The 21,838-nt window shown below is 45.9% G+C and carries 21 protein-coding genes; 10 read left to right on the forward strand and 11 right to left on the reverse strand.

The features are described 5' to 3' along the window. Positions 1–117: 117 nt before the first annotated feature. The gene (locus HZB61_11815) at positions 118–591 is read right to left on the reverse strand and encodes a hypothetical protein (protein MBI5057289.1); all 474 of its coding nucleotides are present in this window, start codon (positions 589–591) and stop codon (positions 118–120) included. A gap of 86 nt (positions 592–677) precedes the next feature. Then, a complete protein-coding gene (locus HZB61_11820; GenBank protein ID MBI5057290.1) occupies positions 678–1,349 on the reverse strand; it encodes a hypothetical protein in 672 nt (223 codons plus the stop codon). Between the two features lie 313 nt (positions 1,350–1,662). On the opposite strand from HZB61_11820, the gene HZB61_11825 reads away from it, so the two are divergent. Beyond that, positions 1,663–2,811: a hypothetical protein gene (locus HZB61_11825; protein ID MBI5057291.1), complete on the forward strand. Its 1,149-nt coding sequence runs from the start codon at positions 1,663–1,665 to the stop codon at positions 2,809–2,811. Between the two features lie 104 nt (positions 2,812–2,915). Here HZB61_11825 and HZB61_11830 read toward each other — a convergent pair whose 3' ends face one another. Continuing rightward, entirely contained in the window at positions 2,916–3,602 is a 687-nt protein-coding gene (locus HZB61_11830) for a hypothetical protein (GenBank protein ID MBI5057292.1), read from the reverse strand. 64 nt (positions 3,603–3,666) lie between these two features. Between HZB61_11830 and priA the strand changes: the two genes are divergently transcribed. Together priA and HZB61_11840 are read left to right on the forward strand one after the other, a co-directional pair. Next, positions 3,667–5,697 (forward strand): primosomal protein N', encoded by a 2,031-nt coding sequence (gene priA / locus HZB61_11835; protein ID MBI5057293.1) that lies wholly within the window; start codon positions 3,667–3,669, stop codon positions 5,695–5,697. A 234-nt stretch (positions 5,698–5,931) separates the two neighbouring features. Further along, positions 5,932–6,282, forward strand: coding sequence for a PKD domain-containing protein (locus HZB61_11840; protein ID MBI5057294.1), 351 nt, complete (start codon positions 5,932–5,934; stop codon positions 6,280–6,282). A 4-nt stretch (positions 6,283–6,286) separates the two neighbouring features. Here HZB61_11840 and HZB61_11845 read toward each other — a convergent pair whose 3' ends face one another. The 4 genes from HZB61_11845 to HZB61_11860 all read right to left on the reverse strand — a co-directional run bounded on the left by HZB61_11845 (position 6,287) and on the right by HZB61_11860 (position 9,191). Then, the gene (locus HZB61_11845) at positions 6,287–6,730 is read right to left on the reverse strand and encodes a hypothetical protein (GenBank protein MBI5057295.1); all 444 of its coding nucleotides are present in this window, start codon (positions 6,728–6,730) and stop codon (positions 6,287–6,289) included. Positions 6,731–6,875: 145 nt separating this feature from the next. Beyond that, positions 6,876–7,490, reverse strand: a complete 615-nt coding sequence (locus tag HZB61_11850) for a hypothetical protein (protein ID MBI5057296.1) — start codon at positions 7,488–7,490, stop codon at positions 6,876–6,878. Positions 7,491–7,503: 13 nt separating this feature from the next. Further along, the gene (locus HZB61_11855; protein ID MBI5057297.1) at positions 7,504–8,919 is read right to left on the reverse strand and encodes a HAMP domain-containing protein; all 1,416 of its coding nucleotides are present in this window, start codon (positions 8,917–8,919) and stop codon (positions 7,504–7,506) included. A gap of 107 nt (positions 8,920–9,026) precedes the next feature. Further along, positions 9,027–9,191 (reverse strand): DUF1059 domain-containing protein, encoded by a 165-nt coding sequence (locus HZB61_11860; protein ID MBI5057298.1) that lies wholly within the window; start codon positions 9,189–9,191, stop codon positions 9,027–9,029. A 129-nt stretch (positions 9,192–9,320) separates the two neighbouring features. On the opposite strand from HZB61_11860, the gene HZB61_11865 reads away from it, so the two are divergent. Further along, on the forward strand, positions 9,321–9,896 hold the full coding sequence (locus HZB61_11865; protein MBI5057299.1) for an HPF/RaiA family ribosome-associated protein: 576 nt from the start codon (positions 9,321–9,323) through the stop codon (positions 9,894–9,896). Positions 9,897–9,925: 29 nt separating this feature from the next. Here HZB61_11865 and HZB61_11870 read toward each other — a convergent pair whose 3' ends face one another. Next, on the reverse strand, positions 9,926–10,492 hold the full coding sequence (locus HZB61_11870) for a Slp family lipoprotein (protein MBI5057300.1): 567 nt from the start codon (positions 10,490–10,492) through the stop codon (positions 9,926–9,928). A 264-nt stretch (positions 10,493–10,756) separates the two neighbouring features. Between HZB61_11870 and HZB61_11875 the strand changes: the two genes are divergently transcribed. From HZB61_11875 to HZB61_11885, 3 genes are all read left to right on the forward strand, one after another. After that, the gene (locus tag HZB61_11875; GenBank protein MBI5057301.1) at positions 10,757–10,957 is read left to right on the forward strand and encodes a cold shock domain-containing protein; all 201 of its coding nucleotides are present in this window, start codon (positions 10,757–10,759) and stop codon (positions 10,955–10,957) included. A gap of 60 nt (positions 10,958–11,017) precedes the next feature. Continuing rightward, positions 11,018–11,392, forward strand: coding sequence for a hypothetical protein (locus tag HZB61_11880; GenBank protein MBI5057302.1), 375 nt, complete (start codon positions 11,018–11,020; stop codon positions 11,390–11,392). Between the two features lie 176 nt (positions 11,393–11,568). Then, the gene (locus HZB61_11885; protein MBI5057303.1) at positions 11,569–12,546 is read left to right on the forward strand and encodes a restriction endonuclease; all 978 of its coding nucleotides are present in this window, start codon (positions 11,569–11,571) and stop codon (positions 12,544–12,546) included. 57 nt (positions 12,547–12,603) lie between these two features. Here the strand turns inward: HZB61_11885 and HZB61_11890 are convergent, their stop codons facing one another. From HZB61_11890 to HZB61_11900, 3 genes are all read right to left on the reverse strand, one after another. Beyond that, positions 12,604–14,925, reverse strand: coding sequence for an RNA-binding transcriptional accessory protein (locus HZB61_11890; GenBank protein MBI5057304.1), 2,322 nt, complete (start codon positions 14,923–14,925; stop codon positions 12,604–12,606). Positions 14,926–15,125: 200 nt separating this feature from the next. Beyond that, positions 15,126–17,141, reverse strand: a complete 2,016-nt coding sequence (locus tag HZB61_11895) for a UvrD-helicase domain-containing protein (GenBank protein ID MBI5057305.1) — start codon at positions 17,139–17,141, stop codon at positions 15,126–15,128. A 110-nt stretch (positions 17,142–17,251) separates the two neighbouring features. After that, entirely contained in the window at positions 17,252–17,665 is a 414-nt protein-coding gene (locus HZB61_11900) for a hypothetical protein (protein ID MBI5057306.1), read from the reverse strand. A 117-nt stretch (positions 17,666–17,782) separates the two neighbouring features. Here HZB61_11900 and HZB61_11905 point away from each other — a divergent pair, with 117 nt between their 5' ends. The 3 genes from HZB61_11905 (at position 17,783) to HZB61_11915 (ending at position 21,793) form a co-directional block, all read left to right on the forward strand. Further along, a complete protein-coding gene (locus HZB61_11905) occupies positions 17,783–18,904 on the forward strand; it encodes a radical SAM protein (protein ID MBI5057307.1) in 1,122 nt (373 codons plus the stop codon). 254 nt (positions 18,905–19,158) lie between these two features. Beyond that, positions 19,159–20,406 (forward strand): tetratricopeptide repeat protein, encoded by a 1,248-nt coding sequence (locus tag HZB61_11910; protein MBI5057308.1) that lies wholly within the window; start codon positions 19,159–19,161, stop codon positions 20,404–20,406. Beyond that, positions 20,399–21,793, forward strand: a complete 1,395-nt coding sequence (locus HZB61_11915) for a cytochrome C (protein ID MBI5057309.1) — start codon at positions 20,399–20,401, stop codon at positions 21,791–21,793. The genes HZB61_11910 and HZB61_11915 overlap by 8 nt, the downstream gene beginning before the upstream one ends. The last annotated feature ends 45 nt before the right edge of the window (positions 21,794–21,838 follow it).

Consider the following 21,838-nt stretch of genomic DNA (forward strand, 5'->3'; position numbering starts at 1 on the left):
CTATATATGGCAGCACTGGAACTCGATAAAAAATGGACCATGCCTCTCAGAGGATGGTCTCAAGTCTATTCTCAAATCGCTATATTGTTTGAGGATAGGATACAGTGAAAATTGAACTTACACAGTTAGTGAGACAGTCTCATCGTTCTCCGCATTTAGGAATGCTGTGATAAACTCTGTAGCTGATTGTATATTTATAAGTGATTTTGACGCTTTTTGCGAAGCAACATTTAGTTCATCTATTTTTTTGCCTGCTAAAGAGTTCTTTTTTGCGAGGTCTTCAAACATTTTTTCAGCATTACTTGCTTGCTCTGCGATTAAATCAATTGTCTCCGCTTGGTTTCCAATACGTCGCTTTAATTCAGAGATTACGTCTGCATCCGTTTTAGCTTGTATTTGAGCTGCCTTAATAGAGCCAACATTTTCAATTGTTATCTCAATTAATCGATCGTACAACAAGAAAATCAATCCTAAAAAAGAACTAAAAAGACAAAAGAATATTACTGCTGCTTTGCTTTGTTTACTATAAATACCCCAGAATGCAACGACAAGACTAATAATAAAAAGAGAAATACCAAAATATTTTTCCATAAATTAATCGCATTCCATCACGGATGTCTAACGTATCCCCCAAAAGTGTCCTGTAGCACTCCTTCTCTTTTATGCATCAACAACCCTTATTTATTGATTGCTTGTTTAGAATCATCTTGTGTGTTTTCTACTTCTTTCATTAGTTCAGGAAAATCATCTTGAACGATGTCTGCTTCTTTTTTTATTTCCTTAGACTCAGATTTTCTGGACCATGAAAAAAGAAGAGTAATAAGAGAGATGAAAAATGTTGCAATCACAATCCAGAATGTTAGAGTTCCTCTTATCTGATCTTCAGCACTTGATCGTGTTATTAATTTAACAGAATGGGAAGCCTCGTCAATCAATTCGCCGTTCTTTACATCCCTTATTTCCAATAATAATATCGCCGTATTATCTATTGGAGGCTCTTCAAATCTAATAGATTTAGTCTTAAATTTAAATATTGCATTGCTGTTTGGGCCGACGACCGGAATATCCATTGGCATCAATGTAAATCTGCCTTTTTCGTAACCTGATGCTCCTACCCTGCCACCACCTCGAGTTCGATAATCATATTTAAGAGTGGCATTTACCATAAGTGCTTTTGTAGGCATACTGTCATTGTTATTCAATCTAATTTCCAATTCAACTGGATAGTCATAAATAAAATCATTTACACCAAATCTTAGATACTCAAAAGTAGATGTGTATTCGACGCCTTCTATTTTTAAAGCAGGTAACTTCTGTCCATTTGAGGCGACAACATCAGTTAATTCCATTGTCAAAATTAACATGGACAGGACTGAAATCATAATGTGAATTAAATGGTCTCTCATTAGTTCAATGTTCATTTCCCTTAATTAAAAGCCCGCTCTTGTACATGAATTGCCCCCGCTGTCCGAAGAATTTGGAATTTCTTAAGAGCGTTACTAATTTTACTGCGAGACAAGAAAGAACGCAAGAAAAAACGATGCAGAAAAAATTTGATTGTGATTACTTGAGAACGTCAAGAACAACAGCTTGCAACCCGTTTTAAAACATATTAATATTGTCATAGGCATTTCAATAATTGTCCGGGAGGCAAACACCGATATGCTTAACGTTCCTGTCCCATACGAAAAACTTCTCCTGTTTCAGGAGAGCATCGGCCTTGACAGCAGCGAGTTGAAAAAGCTGGGGCCGTTTAAATCCATCTTTATCAGCAGGAAAAAGGAGTTCGCCGAATATTTCTACGGCGTCTTCCTGGGCATCCCTGAGACTAAACTCATTCTTGAACACGTTCAGACCCCGGGGGTTTTGCGCAAGGCATGGGCGGGCTGGTTCGAGATGCTTTTCAGCTCGACATTGGACAATGAATTCATCGCCCGCCTCTGGAAGATCGGCTTGAGACATGTGGAGGTGAATCTCGACCAGAGATATTCAAACCTCGGCTTTTCCGTGGCAAGACAGTTTTGCCAGAACATCGTGTTCACAGAGGTCCCGCCTGATCAGGCAGGAGCTGTTTCTCAGCTTGTCAACAAGCTGCTGGACTTTTGCCTGTTGATCGAGACAAGCGCCTATATCGAGGCCACCAGCAGATGCGATATAGAGATCATCAAGGGCATCGCTGACAAGATCAGAAACCGCGTGATCGTCATCGGCGGATTCATCAGAAGGCTCCATAAAAAAAGCGACGTGAATGACCCGGCGTATGGTATCTACAACTCTTTGATAATGGAAAGTGTCTCATGCGAGCGCATGGTGTCCGACATCAAAACATACTTTGATATCTATGAAAAAGACCCGAAGATCATGTCCCTCCCGCTTGATAAACTGATCCGGAGCGCCCTTGACAGATTGCAGGTCAGGGAAAAATTCGGCAATGTCAAAATCGACGTGCGCCTTGACGCCTCCGCGCCGCAGGTCCTTGGCGACCGTGAAGAACTTGAGAATGTTTTTTTTCATATTCTTGAAAACAGCCTTGAGGCGGTTGACCGGAAAAACCCGGTCGTACAGGTCTTCTCAATTGTGACTGATGCACTGCCTAACCGCGTCAGGATCGAGATATTCAACACAGGCATTCCTCCGGGCCCCGAAGAGATGGAGAAGATCTTTTCTCCCTTTTACTCAACCAAGCCTCTTGGCACGGGTTTTGGACTCGCCATCGCCAAGTTAGCGTTAAGGAAGAACTACGGTTCAATGACCATTGAGCCCGTGCCGGAAGAAGGGACGAAGGTGATAATGACCTTATCGACACCCTGATATTTGGTTCTCAGCCGCGAATCTCACGAATTGCCACGAATAAAAGATAAAATTATAATTCGTGTTCATTCGTGGAATTCGTGGCTAAACTTTTCTATTCAGTTTTAATTCCTTTTCTCCCAACTCAAGGCCTTTGCGTAATGCTTAAACATTCTTTCGCGTTCTCTGAATTCCTTTGGATGCACCCTGCCCTTGCCGGTCACGCTTTTCATGTCGGCGTGGAGCATCTCATGATAGACCACATACTCAATGTAATAGCGAGGCACCCTTGAGGTATCGAGCACCGGGTTGATCCTTATTATCCCTTCGTCCCTGCTGAAGCTGCCGAGTATCCGCCTTCTGACGGCGCGCCTCGGGCATTTTGCGCCCCATGTGATTCTTGCGGAGACCTTGCCGTCAAAATACTCGCTGTTCACAGAATGATATATATCGGTGAGGTCGTAAAATCTGCCGTCAGTTTTTAGTGTAATGCGCTTTGGCTTCCTCTTAACATATTGCAAATGATCGCTGATAAATCTTCTGATGTGCGGGGTCTTTCCCTTTCTGCGTTTTATCATTCCCGTTATCTCGTCAAGGACCTCATCTCCCGCATTAAGGAACATCCTGTGGAGCCTGACCGAGATGGAATTCCCCCTCGGTCTCATTGAGATCATGCTTGTGGAATTTTCCGTGAAAATAAGCGAGACGGACCTGCCCGCGGCTTTCTCAAAATGAGACCTGAGTGAACATTCATCATGAGAAAAGGGCAATGCTAATTGACTGGTCTTGTCTGCTGCGGAACGGTCTGGCATTGACAAATATTATACAGGTTTATCGTTTGAAATTTTAATGTACAATAAGACGATGTCAGATCAGATGAAAGTAAATATCTTGTTCCCGATAAATGCCAATGCGTTTACGTACCTGGTCCCTGAAGAGATACAAACAAAGATCAAGCCCGGCGCGCGTGTCCTTGCGCCATTTAAGAGGGGGAAGAAGGTGGGGATAGTTCAGAGCACAGAAGACAGAGCACAGAAGACAGAAGTCAGAAGGCAGAAGGCAGAGGTCAGAACAGGACAAAAAGCAGCAGGCACAGGCGTTAAGAAAGAAATTATTCTGAAACCCATTGAGGAAGTGCTTGACGACGGGCCGCTTGTTCCTGAAAGTTTGTTGAAACTGATCGAGTGGACCGGGCAGTATTATATGTCTACCGCAGGTCTGGCATTGAAAAATGCAATTCCGTCAGGGATCTTTGAAGGCAAGAAAGGCGGCAAAGGCAGGATCACTTATGATGATGAAATAAGGCCCGCGGCCATTTTCAATCTCACCTCTGAACAGGAAAAGGCCCTGACCGAAATTAACAAGGCACAATCAGGCGCCTTTCTCCTTCACGGCGTGACCGGAAGCGGCAAGACCGAGATATACCTCCGTGCCATTGAAGCGCTCGGCGATAAAGAGACGATCGTGCTTGTGCCGGAGATCGCCCTCACGACACAGATAATTGACAGGTTCCGCAGCCGCTTCAAAGACAAGGTCGCATTCTTTCACAGCGGACTTTCTCCGGGCGAAAGAATATCACAGTGGCGTAAGATCAGAAACGGCGAGGTCAGGGTCGCCATCGGGGTAAGGAGTGCGGTCTTTGCGCCTTTTAAAAATCTCGGTCTCATCATCATTGATGAAGAGCACGAGGCCTCTTACAAACAGTTTGAGGGCCTGCGGTACAGCGCGAGGGACGTTGCCCTTGCAAGGGCCAAGATAGAGGGGACTAAAATTGTCCTCGGTTCAGCCACTCCTTCTCTTGAGAGCTTCTATCACGCGAAGAAAGGTAAACTCACTTACCTCGAACTGACCCACAGGGTAGAGCGGAAACCAATGCCGCAAGTCGAGATAGTAGACATGACAAAAGAGGAAAAGGAGTCCCTGTCATATTCAAAAAAACTGCTTGGTGTTTTAAAGGAGGCCCTCGCAAACGGCCATCAGTCCCTCATTTTGCTCAACAGGCGCGGATACTCACCTTTTCTCATGTGCGTGGATTGCGGCTATACGTATAAATGCCCGGCGTGCAGCATTACTCTCACCTATCACAAGGACACAAAGACGCTGAACTGCCATTACTGCAATTCATTTCTGGAACCGCAGGATGTCTGCCCTCAATGCAAGGGAGCGAAGATAAAATACATTGGGCTTGGCACGCAAAGGATCGAAGAAGAGCTTCAGGTCCTTATACCTGAGCTTGTCCTGAAAAGGATGGACCGGGACACCACGAGAAAAAAACTCTCGCATTACAGGATAGTGAAGGACATGGAGGGGAAAAAGATCGACGTGCTTCTTGGCACTCAGATGATAGCAAAGGGGCATGACTTCCCGGACGTGACGGTTGCCGCCGTGGTGTTTGCGGATGTGGCATTGAACCTGCCTGACTTCAGGTCGTCGGAGAGGACCTTCCAGTTATTCACACAGCTTGCGGGAAGAGCTGGACGCGGCGATGCCCCCGGAAAGGTATTCATACAAACTTACGAGCCGCAACATTATGTCTTTAATTATGTTTGCGATCATGACTACATCGGGTTCTATCAAAACGAAATAGAGATGAGAAAGGAGCTGTCCTACCCTCCGTTCAGTAAACTGATAAGGATCGTTTTCAATTTCAAAAGCAAAGATACCGCAAAGAAGATAATGAAAGATGTCTCAGCGAGAACTGCAAAGATAAGGGTCCCCGACATCACAATCCTCGGCCCTGCGCCTGCCCCGGTTGAAAAGATCAGAAATTACTGGCGGTGGCATCTCATCCTGAAAGGCAAGAATTCCAAGTCCCTCCGTCAGGCCGCGTCCGCTGTTTTGGAGACAATAAGAGATATAAAAGAAATAAAAATCGATGTGGACGTGGACCCGATAAACCTTTTGTGAGGGTATAGAATGATGGATGCGATTAGACGGTTTGTCCATAAACTCAAACATTGAACTGTCATTCCCGCAGTCTGTTGAGCGGGAATCCAGTTTTTTTTATAAGTTCTGGATGCCCGATTACTAACTTCGGGCATGACGAAAATAAAAAAAGTCAGTTTATGGACAGACTCTAAGTAGCCGGGCCGCTATGATTAATATCATATTTGCTCAAAAATTATCTTGATAATAATAAATATGATAAAAAGAGCGGCGTCGATAACAGCGGTTTTAATTATCTTCATTCAACTACTTGCCTGTTCCTTTGACTTAGGGAACAAAAGCGTAGCGCCCGCACAACAGGTGAACGTCCTTGCGGGCCCCGAATTCGGGACCGCACCTTTGACTGTGCAATTCAATGCAGCAGGGCCTGCTGTCAGCAGCGGAGGCACGGTATCCTATCTATGGAACTTTGACGACGGCAGGACTTCAACAGAGGCGTCGCCGCAGCATACATTCAATTATAAGGGGACCTATATGATTGCCCTGACTGTTACCGGAGCAAGTGGAGTAAAGGACACGGGCTGGGTGGTTATTATAGTAAATTAACCAGCTACACTTCTTCGTCGACCAAGTGTCTTTTTTCTTCGAGGTATTCTTCAAGCTTGTGTAATTTGCCGTGCAGGAAATCCCGGATTTTTATCAGATTGCCTTTTACATCCGGCAAGCTGCCTTCCCTCTGGACCACCTTGCCTTTAAACTCCGATAAAAGCTTTGCGTCGGGGGGGATATAAAAATGCAGCACAACCTCCGCGCCTTCAGGCAGGGGGTCATCGGTTTCTACAAACACTTTCCCTTTGCTTGTATTAAGAAGGAAATTCGGACACTCCACCGGCACAGCATCGCCGTATTTAATTGCCAGGCATAGGGGGAAATGGACATGTTTTGTTTCCCTTGTGTCCCGGAAATATTCTTCAGCCTTGCCATTCTTATCTATGAAATACTTGTCCATAAAAATTAGTAACGAGTAATAAGTGTTGTCCATAAACTCAAACATTGAACTGTCATTCCCGTAGTCCGCTGAGCGGGAATCCAGTCTTTTTTATAAGTTCTGGATGCCCGATTACAGCCCCACGATTACGAAATTCGGGGGCAGACTTCGGGCATGACGAAAATAAAAGAAGTCAGTTTATAAGCGCTCACTATTTTATCTGCTTTCTCTTTTCCTCCAGTTCGACGTCGATGTCTTTTAATTGCTTCAGCTTTTCAGTTATCTTTTCATTTTCGCTTTCAAGTTCCTTGTTGGCGCTTTCAAGCTTTCTGATCTCTCTTTCAAGACCTTTGTTCGCGTTATGAAGATCATTGTTCGCGCTCTCAATATCAGAAATCCCTTCACTTAACCTTTCCGCCTGGTCTTTCAACTCTTCATTCCGGCCGGAGAGCCTTACAATCTCTTCAAGCATGCGGCGCCAGTTTTTAATAAAGCCGTCCCTGCCGTATTTGGGATTTTGCGACTCAAACGTCTTGAGCTCATTTAATGCCCTGGGGTAATCAGGCGCCGGGTTTCTGTAATGTGAAAAGAGAAAGGCAAGCTTAAGATGCGCATTCACAGCGAAGTCTCCATCCGTCGGTTTTTTTGCCGCCTCCAATAACCATTCAATCTCTTTCTGAAATCCCGCAGACTTCAAAGTCCTGTACTCCGCGTAAAGGGTATCGGAGGGCATTTCCTTTTGAATGCTTATCACGGTGCATTGAGACGCAGATACTGCTAACAGGAGCAGAACGGCTATTCTGATGCTATTAATAAATTCGGACATTTCGTATCCTGTGCTAAGCCGTGTGTTTTGGGAAACGGATAACATTTTCATCCTGGCCCGGCCGGCTGGCACCTTGTCTCCTTTCAGTTACCCATATACTGCGTGGAATGGATTTCGCGTAATGCTTCAGCTCGGCGGCTGTTTCCCCAAGCTTGATCTGATTTATAAGTTCATTCTGCTGCCTGGTAATTACCGCGATTGAGATTGTCATTATTGAAAATTGCATCTCAACGTCCTGACGGTTTTTACTGGTGATAAAACCGCGCTTCAGGTCCCCTGTGTCGTAGTATTGCACGATTTTCTTGTCAAACCGTTCGATGATCCTCTCGCATACGCCTGCGTAGTTGTTTAACGAAGTTATGAAAACAAAGTCGTCTCCCCCTATATGCCCGATGAAGTCCCCTTGCGTTCCGGCCTCAGAGACTACTTCTTCTATTATCCTCGCGGCTGCCTTGATCACTTCGCTGCCTCTGGCGTAACTGTAACAGTCATTAAATGCCTTAAAGTTGTCAAGGTCCACGAAACAGAACGCCGCGCCTGAGCTTGTGGAGAGGCGGTTTGTAATTTCATTTTCTACCGCAATTCCCCCGGGGAGGTGCGTGAGAGGGTTTGTGTCGAGATATACAGCCTCAAGCCGCTTAAGCCTTTTTGCCATTTCAGTAAATGATTGAGAGAGCTCCCCGAATTCGTCCCTGTTATTGACATCGGAGATATATTCAAAATCACCTTCGGATATTTTATGGGCCGCCTGTTTCAATTGAGACACCGAGCGTGAAATATTACGGGTTATCAGCAGGGCCGTGCTGATGCTCAGTATGATCCCGGCGCCGCACAATATACCCGCTACCCTGAAGGCCGTGGAGCCGATTTGTTCGGTTTTGTGCATTTTCCTGTGCTGAACGCCTTTTGCCTGAGAAGATACGTCTTTGATAAGGGAGATAATCTCATTCTGTTTCTGCTGGATCTGTCCGTTATAGACTTCTACGGAGGCCGACGAAGAGACTGTAAGGACCATGTTGCTGTACTCTTCATGAGCGGACGCGAGACGTTCTAAATATGAATTGTATTCGACTGAAAGGGCGCGGATTTCTCCCAGCATCCTGTTGAATTCCAGGTTTCTTTCACGGAACAATGCGAGCATCTCGGAACTTTTTAAAATAAAATACCTCCGGGCATACAGTTCCTCGGCGAAAATATTGTCGATCATCCTGTTAGTTGTTTCAATCACCTGCACGTCTTCGCGGACAATGCTCTCGTTTATCCTGTTCAGCCTCTCAAGGCTTGAAAGGGCAAAGACTGAAATCAAAATAATAAGGAATGTAAGGGTAAGGTATCCGTAGAGGATCTTCTTGACAATACTGAGCCGGAACAAATTCTTAAAGAACCCTTTTTTTGAAAAATCCCGGTCTTTATCTGTTTCAGCACTCATTGTTAATAAACTCTCCTGCATATTATAACCTACTTTCACTCAAGCTCAAAAAAAATGAGCCGGCCTCTATAGTCGGCTCATTATATTTTTTCGGACATCTCACAGAGCTAAGCGGCCTTCATCTTTTCTATTATGTCCTTTTCCTTGACTTTCATATTGTGAATCTTTTCAGCATGTTGCCGTACAAGCTCTATAATCTCCTTTTCATCGTGGCTCCTTATCATGAAACCACATGTCGGGTCGCATTCAACTTTTTTCAGTGTCTCCGCCATACGATCACCTCCTGTTCACATTGCAACCGTCTCTGATTAAAATGTATCACAAATTTCTTCTTTGTCAAGAAAGTGTATAAGTCAAGACATATGCTTGACACGAAGCGGATTCGTTGATAGCATTTGTTTATGGAAACACCATTGCAAATTGTTTTGCGCGATGTCGATCTCTACAAAGAGAGCCTCGATGAAGAGATCAAAAAATGGTCTGCCAAGCTTGAAGAATATCATCCCCGGATCATCAGTTGCCGGGTTGTTGTGGAGCGTCCTCACAAGAGCAGCCACAGCGGAAATTTGTTTAAGACCACCATAACGTTAAACGTGCCCGACAAGCAGATAGTTGTTAGCCGTGAACACCCTCTTCACCACAGTCATGAAGACATACACGTTGCAGTCCATCACGCCTTTGACGATGTTGCGCGCCAGCTTGAAGAGCATTCCTTTATTATGAGCGGCAACATAAAGAGCCATGACCATCTGCCCTATGGAGTGGTCGCTAAACTCTTCCCCGATGACGGCTACGGTTTCATAGAGGGGTCCGGGGCAAGGGAGATATACTTCCATAAAAACAGCGTGCTCGACGGGTTCGACAAGCTTAAGACCGGCATGGAAGTCCGCTTTGCTGAAGAGATGGGGGAAAAGGGCCCGCAGGCAAGCACCGTAAAGATCGTCAGGAAAAATCACGCCCGCCACCGCGGGCATTAAGCCGGAAACAGATGTTGCTTAACCGCACGTCACCACCACGGATAATACGGATAATCATAATAGGGGTAAGGTCTGTAACGATAGTACGGGTAATACGGCGGCGGGTAATAGTATGGATAATAGTACGGATATCTGTAAGAGCCGGTGTCCCTGTATTCCGGCCACAGGTAAATCTCTTTTATCTCAAAGAGCGGATAAGTGTATTCCATTTCACCTATCATGCCTTTTCGTAATCCGATAAACTCCCCTGCGATTGTGACCTCTCTCTTCTCTTTGTAAATGACAGGGTCTAAAAGCTCCTTGCCCCGGTAAAGCGCGAGAAACCTCCCGTCTTTTGTCCCGAGTGTTCTAAAGTAACCCCTTGTATCTACAGGCACATATATTGACTCTAAGAGAGAGCCTTCCTTTGTTACCGTTGTCTTCACAATGATGCCGCCGAGGATGAACAGTTTACCTTCGTTGTGAACGGGATTTTCTTTGATATCAGCAAGCTGGAAGTTTACGATGCCGCTCCTCATAAGGTCTTCTCTCAGCACCGGCGCGCATGAGATTAATATCAAACTTGCAAGAAAAATTATGAGCAGTTTTGTTTTCATTTTATCACCACTCTCCTTTTTGTCTCTATATAAAATAGATACTACAAATCCTGAGGGAATGCAAGCGGCGCCGCTCTGCAGCGTGTACTGTTTTGCAGTGTAAAAAATTTTCTCCTTGACAAACCATACGATATAATGCCATGCTCACTACAGAATTTTAGAAGTTTTTGCTGTTCTTAAGGCCACAAAGACTTTTCTACTTTGTGGCTTTTTTTGTATGTTAAGACCTCTGAGATTTCAGTTTAAAAAAAGGAGGTAAAAGAAATGGCTAATGGAACAGTAAAGTGGTTCAATGACGCAAAAGGTTTTGGCTTTATTGCATGTGAAGACGGAAGTGAAGCATTTGTTCACCACACATCAATCACAGGCAATGGTTTTAAGTCCCTTGCCGAAGGTGAAGCAGTAAGCTTTGATACCGAAAAAGGCCCGAAAGGCCCCAAGGCAATCAATGTTGTTAAACTGTAATTGACACGCTAAATCCCCCTTGCTCCTGAGCAGGGGGGATTTTTATTTTTGGAGGTCAACATGGCGCACAGAAATAATTATGCCGCAACAATGGAATTAAAGAAGCAGATCAATCTTGCTGCCGGTTTGGTTTCGGACCGTTTCCCCGCTGTATCGGACATAGTAATCCACATGACGTATTATCGCAAAGCTGCAAATCCCGTCCTTATGGTCCGTACTTTAAATCTCTTTCCGAGCTCTTATGCCCTTTTCAAGATGGACTGCATGACAAGGGGCTGTGACGGAGGCGGGTTCGACTTATCTTCAGTAGTCGCAGGTATGGTCAAAACACATAAGAAAGCGAAAAAAGGAGCCATCGTCTGTCACGGCAACATCGATACTCAAGCCTCCGACCATGCAAGGATCGAGTATGAGGCCGTAATAAAGTATAAATAAGCATCAAAAGACAACTATTTATTTATCCCCTTCTCTTTGGAATCCTTCCCCAATGAGTTCCTTCCCCATATCAAAAAAAGATCAAAGAATTACCTTGCAAGCAAAAAACCGTTTGTGTTATCTTTTGATGGGAATAACCAAAAACATGAACTTCGTAGCCTTATAAACCACATACGATGAATATTGACAGATCAGAATCAGGAAACATTTCCAATATTTTTCTTAAGGGACAACAATTGCTTAAGGGCGAAGGCTGGCCTTATTTCGATGGAGAATTGTGGTATATTCCCAAAAGTCTGATTAGTGATATCCTTATCAAGGACTTACCTGAAGATGCTATATTTAAACCTTGCAACTCCATTGAGGATCATAATATTTTAATGGACCGAATTGTATTTTGCATACGAAATATTGGAAATAATAAAGTTAAAATTTCGTATGAGGATAATGGTACTGGGAAATTATTTGATAGGCGAATTGGTCTCAAACCTTATATGGAAGCAAAAAGGGATGCAGTAAAAGAAAGACAGCTTGAATTAGGAGATTTAGCTATTGAAAAATACAAGGATGATGGACGATGGATTCTGTTAAGTTACTCAACTGAAATAGAGGCAGAAAATTTATCAACAGTCATTGAACTTGCAGAACAAATTTACTCTGAAATTGAAGGAACAGTCGAAACCTCTCTTGGTAGTCAATCACTTTCAATAGAAAACATTGAAGACGAGAAACATTTCTCTCTTCATATTGTTCTTCCTATTCTGAGAAAGCTTGGCTTTACAAATATCCGATACAATCACGGCAAAAGAGAATATGGTAAAGATATAGTTTTTGCAAGGCATACTGAATTCCTCGACACTGAGTATTGGGCTGCACAAGTCAAATTCGGGGACGTTTCAGGTGGAGCAGATTCAGACATCGATAAAATCATCGGTCAAGCTGAAGATGCATTTAAGATGCCTTTTTATGACATATACAGTCGTCGCAAACAAAGGATTTCAAAACTTGCAATAATTATTAGCGGTAAATTTACGGAGAACGCTACTGAAAAAATTTGCGAAAAAATTGAAAGCCATTCTTTAAAGAACAATCTAATATTTGTAGACAGAGATAGATTGGTAAATTTTGCAGAAACATTAAGAAACAAAGGCTAACCTTCTAATGCTTCCTGCTGTCAAGGTTAGAGAAAGTCCAATAGCACAAAAAAGCCTTCAGTCTCTCTTCTTTTTAAACGCCTCGTAAAAAGGATTGCCTGCGTACGGTGAAGGTCTTTCTTTTTTACCTGCCGCGCCATGCTTCCGGTCTTTCTCACTTACGTGCTTACGCTCTTTAGCGCTTTCAGTCTTCCTGTCTTCCGCGCTCTTTTGGACTTCTGCACTTTTGTGCTTTTGCTCTTCTTTCTGTCCGCTCTTCATCGAGAGTGCAGTGCGTTTTCTCTGCAGGTCCACTTCGAGTACGGTGACAGTGACCTTCTGATGCACCTTCACAACGTCTGACGGGTTTCTCACGAAACGGTCTGACAGTTCGCTGATGTGAACAAGTCCGTCCTGGTGGACGCCGATGTCCACGAAGGCGCCGAAGGCGGTGATGTTCGTGACGATGCCGGGCAGTTTCATTCCGGGTTTTACGTCTTCTATTTTTGCCACACCTTCGGCAAAACCGAAGACCTCAAACTGCTCTCTCGGGTCGCGTCCCGGTTTGGCGAGCTCGGCCATGATGTCGCTTAATGTGGGCATCCCGACGGTGTCTGTGACGTACCGCGACAGGTCGATCTTTTTTCTGAGTCCCTCATCTTTCATAAGGCCGTCCAAAGAGCAGCCGATATCTTTTGCCATGGCGTCAACGATGTGATAGGTTTCGGGATGGACCGCGCTCCGGTCGAGCGGGTTTTCACCATCGCGTATGCGGAGAAATCCTGCCGCCTGCTCAAATGCTTTTGGCCCGAGGCGGGGAACGCTCCTCAGCTCCTCGCGCGATTTGAATGGGCCGTGCTCGTTCCTGAAATCCACGATGCCCTTTGCAAGCTGAGGCCCTAAGCCTGAGACATAGGTCAGGAGCTGTTTGCTCGCTGTGTTCACTTCAACGCCGACGCCGTTGACGCAGCTTACGACCACGTCATCAAGGCTCTTCTTCAACGCGGTCTGGTCCACATCGTGCTGGTACTGCCCTACCCCGATTGACTTGGCATCTATTTTTACCAATTCGGCAAGCGGGTCTATAAGCCGCCGGCCGATAGAAACAGAACCGCGGACCGTTACATCATAATCCGGAAATTCCTCACGCGCGACATCGGATGCGGAATATATTGAAGCTCCGCTTTCATTCACCATGACAATGATGATCTCTGCGGGAAGCGCAAGCCCTCTGATAAAAGTCTCCGTCTCTCTTCCCGCGGTGCCGTTTCCAATTGCAATCGCTTCAATGCTGAAACGTTTACACAAGTCCCTTATATTTTCAGCGGACTCCGAAACTCCTTTTTCAGAAAAGTGGGGATTAATGACGTCGTTGTGGAGCAGTTTTCCCTGACGGTCGAGGCAGACGACCTTGCACCCCGTTCTGAAACCGGGGTCAATGGCGAGGATGTTCTTCCCGCCAAGCGGCGGCGCAAGCAGAAGCTGTCTCAGGTTCTCGACAAAAACGCGAATGGCCTCAACATCCGCCCGCTTCTTTGCGGCAAGGCGTGTCTCAGCCTCCATAGAGGAAGAGAGCAGCCGCTTGAAGCTGTCATGGACAGCGGCCTTCACCTGCTCTGAGGCAGGATTATTTCCCTTTAAGAAAAGCTCTTCGAGCAATACGAGCGCCTCATCTTCCGGCGGAGTTATGCGCATGATGAGAAAGCCCTCGCTCTCTCCGCGCCTGATGGCAAGTATCCTGTGCGAAGGCGCCTTTGATACAGGCTCCTCCCATTCATAATAGTCTTTGTATTTTATCCCCTCTTCCTCTTTACCGGTGATAACTTTTGAACGCATGACGCCCTTGACCGAAAAAAGTTCACGCATCTTTTCTCGCGCGCGCTGGTCTTCGCTCACCCATTCTGCAATAATGTCCCGCGCCCCGGCAAGCGCCTCTTCAACGGTTGCAACTCCCTTTTCAGCGTCTATGAATGCAGCGGCTTCTGTCTCCGGGATTATTTCGCCCTGTTCAAATATCATTAACGCGAGAGGCTCAAGCCCCTTTTCCTTTGCAACAGTTGCACGCGTGCGGCGTTTGGGACGGAAGGGGAGGTAGATGTCTTCAAGCACAGTAAGCGATTCAGCGCCCTCGATCTTTACCTTTAACTCGTCAGTGAGCAGTCCCCGTTCTTCCAGGGATTTGACAATGGCCTCACGCCGCTTATCAAGCTCTCTTAACTGTTCAAGCCTGTCTCTTATCGCGGCAACAGCAACCTCATCAAGACTGCCTGTCGCCTCTTTCCTGTACCGTGAGATAAAGGGCACAGTAGACCCTTCATCAAGCAGCCCGGCAGTCGCCTTGACCTGTGACGGCTTAATATTAAGTTCCTTCGCGATTATGGAAATATGTAATTCGTTCATCTTCTCCTCAAATATATTTATTAACCACAGAGGCACGGAGACACGGAGAAACAGAAAGAGAAATTTCATCCGCAGATTTCGCAGATGACAAAGATAGAAAACTCTCTAATAAATCTGTGTACATCTGTGCAATCTGTGGATTATTTTTTTATTTTTCTCATTTCTCAGTGTCTCTGTGACTCTGTGGTATATTCTCTTTCTCAATCTTCAAGCTTTGCCATAAAGTTATCATACAATTTCTTCAGATAAGCCTTCTCCTCATCCGGCTCCATTTCAACGAACCTGTCAATCTTACTGCTCGCCTCCTCCGGTATCTCCTCTAAAAACCTCGATGGGACCGAGGGCGTTTCCTTTCCGTACTTTGTTCTGTGGTCCGTGTATGTAATGTAAAGCTCGTTCATCGCCCTTGTTATCCCGACGTAGAAGAGCCTTCTTTCTTCCTCGATTCCCTCATCGCTGTAAGATTTTTTGTGCGGGAGGATGTCCTCCTCAATGCCGGCTATGAATACCACGGGGAATTCCAGCCCCTTTGATGAGTGAAAGGAAATGAGGGTCACGCCGTGCCCGCCTTTTTCCTCCTTCTCCTCGAGCATGTCCGTGAGGGCCATTGTCTCAAGGAAACCGTGAAGTGAAGGCGAAGCGTCCGTTGACTCGTAGTGGGTCATGGACTGGACGAACCCGTCGAGGTTTTCTATCCTGCCGTATGCCGCATCGGGTGTCTTATAGAGTTCGATCAAATAATCTTTGTAATTGATCTCTTCAATGAGCGCCTTGAGTGTGTTGCCCATGTCCCTGCCCTTCATAAAAATATCGCGGTAACGGCTTAGCAGTTTAAAAAAATCTTCAGCGGATTCGGCAGCCTTCGGGCTCAATACGGGAATCCCGCCTGCCTTGCCAAAGGCTTCGAGGAGTCCAATTGAATTGGAACCGGCAAAATCAGAAAGCTTGCTGATGGCAGAAGGGCCGAGTCCCCGCTTGGGCACATTTGCCGCTCTCAGCAGGCTAAGGCCGTCGGAAGGGTTCGCGATTATTTTAAGATACGCGGCGAGGTCTTTGATCTCAGTGCGTTCGAAATAGCTTGTCCCGCCCACAACTGAATAGGGAATTCTCTTGCTTCTAAGCGCCTCTTCAAAGGGCCTTGAAAATATATTCGCCCTGTAGATGATTGCGATACTCTCGTATGGAATGTTCTTACCGTCCTTCATCATGGAAATCCTGTCGGCGGCCCATTCCGCCTCGTCTTCGGTATCAACGGCCTTAAATATGTTGACCTTTGCGCCGCCGCCCTTATCCGTCCAGAGGGATTTTTCCATTCTCCTGCTGTTGTTTTTTATCACGCCGTTTGCGGCCTTGAGTATATGGCTGAAGGAGCGGTAGTTCTGTTCAAGCCGGACAGTCACAGTGCCGGGAAAGTCTTTTTCAAAATCGAGAATATTGCCGAGGTCCGCGCCCCTCCATCCGTAAATGGACTGGTCGTCATCGCCGACAACGCAGAGGTTCTTTCTCTCTCCGGCAAGAAGCTTGATGAAATTATATTGGACGCGGTTCGTGTCCTGATACTCGTCTACCATTATATATTTGAAACGCTCCCTGTATTTTTCGAGGACCCCAGGATGCTCCCTGAAAAGTTTCAACGTTAGCAAGAGGAGGTCATCGAAGTCGAGGGCATTCATTGACTTCAGCGCCTCGTGGTATCGCGGATAAATGATCGCCGAGGCCTCTTCCTCGGGACCTTCGGATTCGGCGGCGTCAGACGGAGTGAAATTGTTCTTCACCCTGCTGATCTTTTCCAGTACGGATTCGGCCTTGAAACTCTTGTCGTAGAACCTGATCTCAGACATGATGTTTCTCAGGAGCGACACCTGGTCCGATGTGTCGTAGATGGTGAAGTCCTTTCTGTAACCGATGTGCTCTATCTCGCGTCTTAATATCCTGAGGCACAGGGAATGAAATGTAGAGATGACCGGCGAGCCGTTCCCGCCCTTTAACATGGTCTTTACCCTTCCTTTCATTTCCCGCGCGGCCTTGTTGGTAAAGGTGACCGCAAGGACAGACCCCGCGCTGACACCGGTGTGTATCAGGTACGCGGTCCTCATAGTTATGACCCTCGTCTTTCCAGATCCTGCCCCGGCGAGGATGAGAAGCGGGCCGTCCGTGTGCAGCACCGCTTCCTTCTGCCTTGGATTAAGGCGCGAAATTTCTCTGAATATATCCATTGATGTTTTTTCCTCTCAGATATTCGTGAAAACAATGCGCACGCCTGTACTTTACAGTCACAGGGGCGCTGATCAGCGGAAGGGGAAAGCTTAATATTCCCTACAATCTTTTATGATTGATTTCGAATGAGCAGCCTGGGCCCATCTTTAAAAAGAATTTCCATTTTGTTGTCATGAATTACAGATGATATTATCCCGATCCCGAATGAAGGATGGCTTACTACCTCATCTTTTTTAAAATTTTCTTTCATGCTGTATTGCCTGGCGCTGGAAAGGTCACCGCCCGTTAGCCGGGTCAGCAAATCGTTGTAGTTTGCTTCCAGTACCCTGATTTTCCGTACAGGGCTTTTCAATTTTGTCAGGAGCTTCTCAGACGGTTTAACGCGAAAGTTGTGTTCCCCGTTGCAAGTATTGCATTTGACCCTGTCAGGAACATTTTCAACCATTACAATAATCGTATGGCCTAATTCCAGTTTGCATTTTGTGCACCATGCTTCAATATATCCGCCTGCTGAATAGTTCATATTTTCATCCTTTGAAATTTGATTTTGTCATTAACCTGAAAAATTAATGTGCTACTATATTAACTTAAATCTCTGTAAATCACCTGCCTGTGATATAATTGCCGGAGGCAATTTTCAATGGACACCATCGAAAAACTCAAAGTGCTCTCCGAAGATTCGCAGTACGACCTGGCCTGCGCCTGCGGCACGCGCAATGACGACCACCGCAAGAGGGGACAGGACGGCAAATGGCTCTACCCCGTAGCGCTTCCGCAGGGAGGCTATTCAGTTTTACTTAAGACCCTGCTCTCAAACGCATGTTCAAACGACTGCAAATACTGCCCTCTGCGCTCGGAAACCGACGTCCGCCGCTGTACGCTCCGGCCAGAGGAGGTCGCCGCTTTATTCATGGAATACGTCAGAAGGAAAAAGGTGTTCGGCCTGTTCCTGAGCTCCGCTGTCATAATGAACGCGGACCATACAATGGACAAGATCAACGCGGTGGCGCGTCTCCTCAGATATAAACATAATTTCAGGGGATATATTCATTTAAAAATCATACCGGGGGCTTCTGACGCTGCGATTGAGGATTCACTTTCACTGGCAAGCGCCGTGTCGCTCAATATAGAGACTCCCGGCAAAAAACACTTCGATATGCTTTCAAAGAAAAAGGATTACATGAATGATATTATCCGGCCCATTAAATTGATGGGCAGGCTCACTGACAGGGGCAACAGGTTTTCAAGGGTCAAGTGCACAACCCAGTTCCTTGTCGGCGCCTCTGATGAGACAGACTCGGAGATCATAAATTACACCTTCGGTTTTTATAAACGCCTGAATTTCAAAAGGGTGTATTTCTCAGCCTATCAGAAAGGCCTTGGCAATCCTGATATACCCGGGGAGAGGCAATTGTCGTCTGTACCAGAAAAACCCTTTGTCCGGGAGCACCGTTTGTACCAGGTTGATTTTCTCATCCGCAAATACGGTTTTAATAAGGACGACATTCTCCTTGATAAGAACGGCAATCTGAGTCTGGACAAAGACCCAAAACAGGTCTGGGCGGACAACCATCCTGATTTTTTCCCGGTCAATATCAACAAAGCGGACAGAGAGGTGCTGCTGAGGGTGCCCGGTCTGGGGCCTGATACTGCCGATAAAATACTCAAAATGAGGCGTGAGAGTAAGATCACCTGCCTTGATGATGTGAGCATAAAAGGGAAAAGACTCAAAAATATAAAAGGTTACGTGATATTCAAATAATAATTTTCTTATTATGATTTTACATATTGCCATATCTATAAGATTTGTGTATTATAACTACAGGATGCTGACTAAAAGTTTAGAAGGTTATTCCCTGCCTATGCTAAGAGCCCAACCTTTTAACTTCAGCCATGTCCCCTCATGAGTCAGCATCCTACTTTTCCCCTCTTCTAAAAATCATCTCCTTATAATAATTTTGTCATTGAAGAATCTTGACCTTGTGATAAAATTTGATTAGCATATCTACCTTTAAAATGAACATGAGAATTTATCTGAACATAAATAACAGGCCGGGGTTGAAAAATTATTTAATAGTGTTCTTCTTTATTATCTGCCTGTTCCCGGTAAATGCTTCCGCGCTGATAGGCATAAAGGAAGGGGACGCGCCTAAGGAAATCAACCTCAATGATTTAAACGGCCAGCCGGTTGATATTACAGGGCTGTTCGGCAAAAAACCCGTTATCATTATTTTCTGGGAGCTGGTCAGCGACAAGTCCTTTCTTGATTATTCCATGGATGAGCTGCGCTTCCTGAATGATTATTATGAAAAATACCGTGACAGGCAGGGGCTTGAGATATTCGGTATTTATACGCCTGTCGAACAGGGCGACATTACGGAAAGCGAGCTTGCCGAAGTGAGGAATTTGATAAAGTCTAACAAAATAAATTTCCCCATACTGATCGACAACGGCTTTAAAGTGTTCAGGGATTACGGGGTGATCGCGCTCCCGTCAACCATCATGGTCGGCAGGAACGGAAAGATCGAATTTATTTATCCGAGCTTCCCTATTTCAGCGCAGGCTGTGTTTTCGGAAAAGATCCCCGAGTTGACCGGTACGCAGGCCGCCCGCAAAAAAGAAGATGTCAAAATAAAGGGACCTGATTCTCAGGCAAGCAGGCTCTACCACTACGCGCTCCAGATGTATAAAAGAGGTCTGCTGGAGCAGGCGGTCTCGCCGCTGAAGAAGTCCCTGTCCCTGGATACTGAAAATGCGTGGTCTCACAATCTCATGGGGATAGTGCTCTGGGCAAGAGGGAATTTCGACGGGGCAGTTGCGGAGTTTAACCGCGCCCTTGAGCTGGACATCAACAACAACGCGGCACATTTCAATTACGGCTTGATGCTTTTTGAGAATGATAAATATGGAGACGCTGAAAAACATTTCAAGACCGCCCTGGCCCTAAATGATAATTTTGCGGAGGCGCACTATATTTTAGGCATGCTTTATAAGATAACAAACAGGCACAACGATGCGTTGAAGGAACTTCAAACGTCCTTTGCCCTTTTAGAGAAGAAAAAGTCAGCTCCGGTATTTCTTGAATCATCGGCTTATCAAAGGATATCCACACTGTTTGCACTGTCTGAACTGTACGCTCAAAGCGGAGACCAGAAAGCGTGTCTGGAACTACTTCATAAAGCGGCCCAGACCGCGCTCGGCATCGACAGCAAAACAGACAAAGAACATCTCTACCGGAGCAAAGACCTGATGGTTTATGAATAAAGGGCAGAAGACAGAAGGCAGAGGACAGAAGACAGAGGACAGAGGACAGAAGACAGATATCCGCCATTTATCTCTCAGCTTTATTATTATTCTGCTTGTTTTTCTCGCCCACTTCTCAGACGCGTACCCCTTCACCACTTCAAAGGAATTTCTGGCGCATGTCAAAGGGGAAAAGGGCTGCGCTACTCAGCAGTGTCATCAGCAATTCATGAAAGGCGTGAAAAAGTTTGGGCATGACCCTTCAAGCTCAGGAGAATGCGGTTCATGCCATAATGCAGAGGCATATCCGAACAGATACGGCCTTGAATTAAACCAAAGCGTCAGTTGCACCGCTTGCCATAAAAAAGTGGAGCATGACATCCAGGCAGATCAGTTTGTCCACGGGCCCATAAAGAACGGCGACTGCACCTCCTGCCATGACCCGCACGGCTCGGACACGCCGTTCATACTTAAAAAACCATATAGCCAATTGTGTTCGACATGCCACAGCCTGAAAGGGCTTTACGCCGGCAGCTTCATTCATAAGCCGGTTGAAGACGGCAACTGCGGGATATGCCACGCGCCTCATTCATCAAATTATAAATCCAGGCTCAGAGATACCGGCGCCAACCTCTGCCTGTCATGCCACGAAGATATAATGTCCGGCATGACAAAGGAATACGTCCACGCCCCTTTGATAAAGAACGGGTGTATTGATTGTCATGACCCGCATTCTGGAAATGACAAGTCACGTCTGAAAAGCGCTCCAAACAGGATATGCTTTAATTGCCACGAAGAGAAAAAGACAGAGATGGACCAGTACACCAAAAAACATAAACCCGCATTTGAGGGACAGTGCACTGCCTGCCATTCACCCCATTTTTCGGAAAGGAAATATCTGCTCACCGGCGAGATCGACACCCTCTGCTACACATGCCACAAAGACAACAGCGTGTGGAAGAAGAGGCAGTTTCAGCACGGCCCCGTAATGCAGGGCAATTGCGCCGCCTGCCATAACTCGCACGGCTCGGACAACGCGTTCATCCTCAGGCTGCCTTTTCCCCACAAATTTTATACTGCTTATGAAAAGGGAAAGTACAGTCTCTGTTTCCTCTGTCACAAAGAGGCGCTCGTGACGACCGGGAAGACGCTGACCATAACGAACTTCAGGAACGGGGACGTCAATCTCCACTGGCTTCATGTCAACCAGGAAAAAGGCCGCACCTGCCGCGCGTGTCATGACATACACGCCTCCGACATTGAGTACCATTTGCGCGATGAATTTATTTTCGGGACTTCAAGCATACCGATCAACTACAGCAAATCTGCAACCGGCGGAAGCTGCGCCCCCGGATGCCATAAAGAGAGAAGATACGACAGGGTAAAAATGGTGGATAATAATAATTAGTAAAATTTTCTCACTATCTTTTTTTAAATTTTGTTATAATCTATT

It is taken from the genome of Nitrospirota bacterium (genome assembly GCA_016214845.1).
Taxonomy (GTDB): domain Bacteria; phylum Nitrospirota; class Thermodesulfovibrionia; order UBA6902; family UBA6902; genus SURF-23.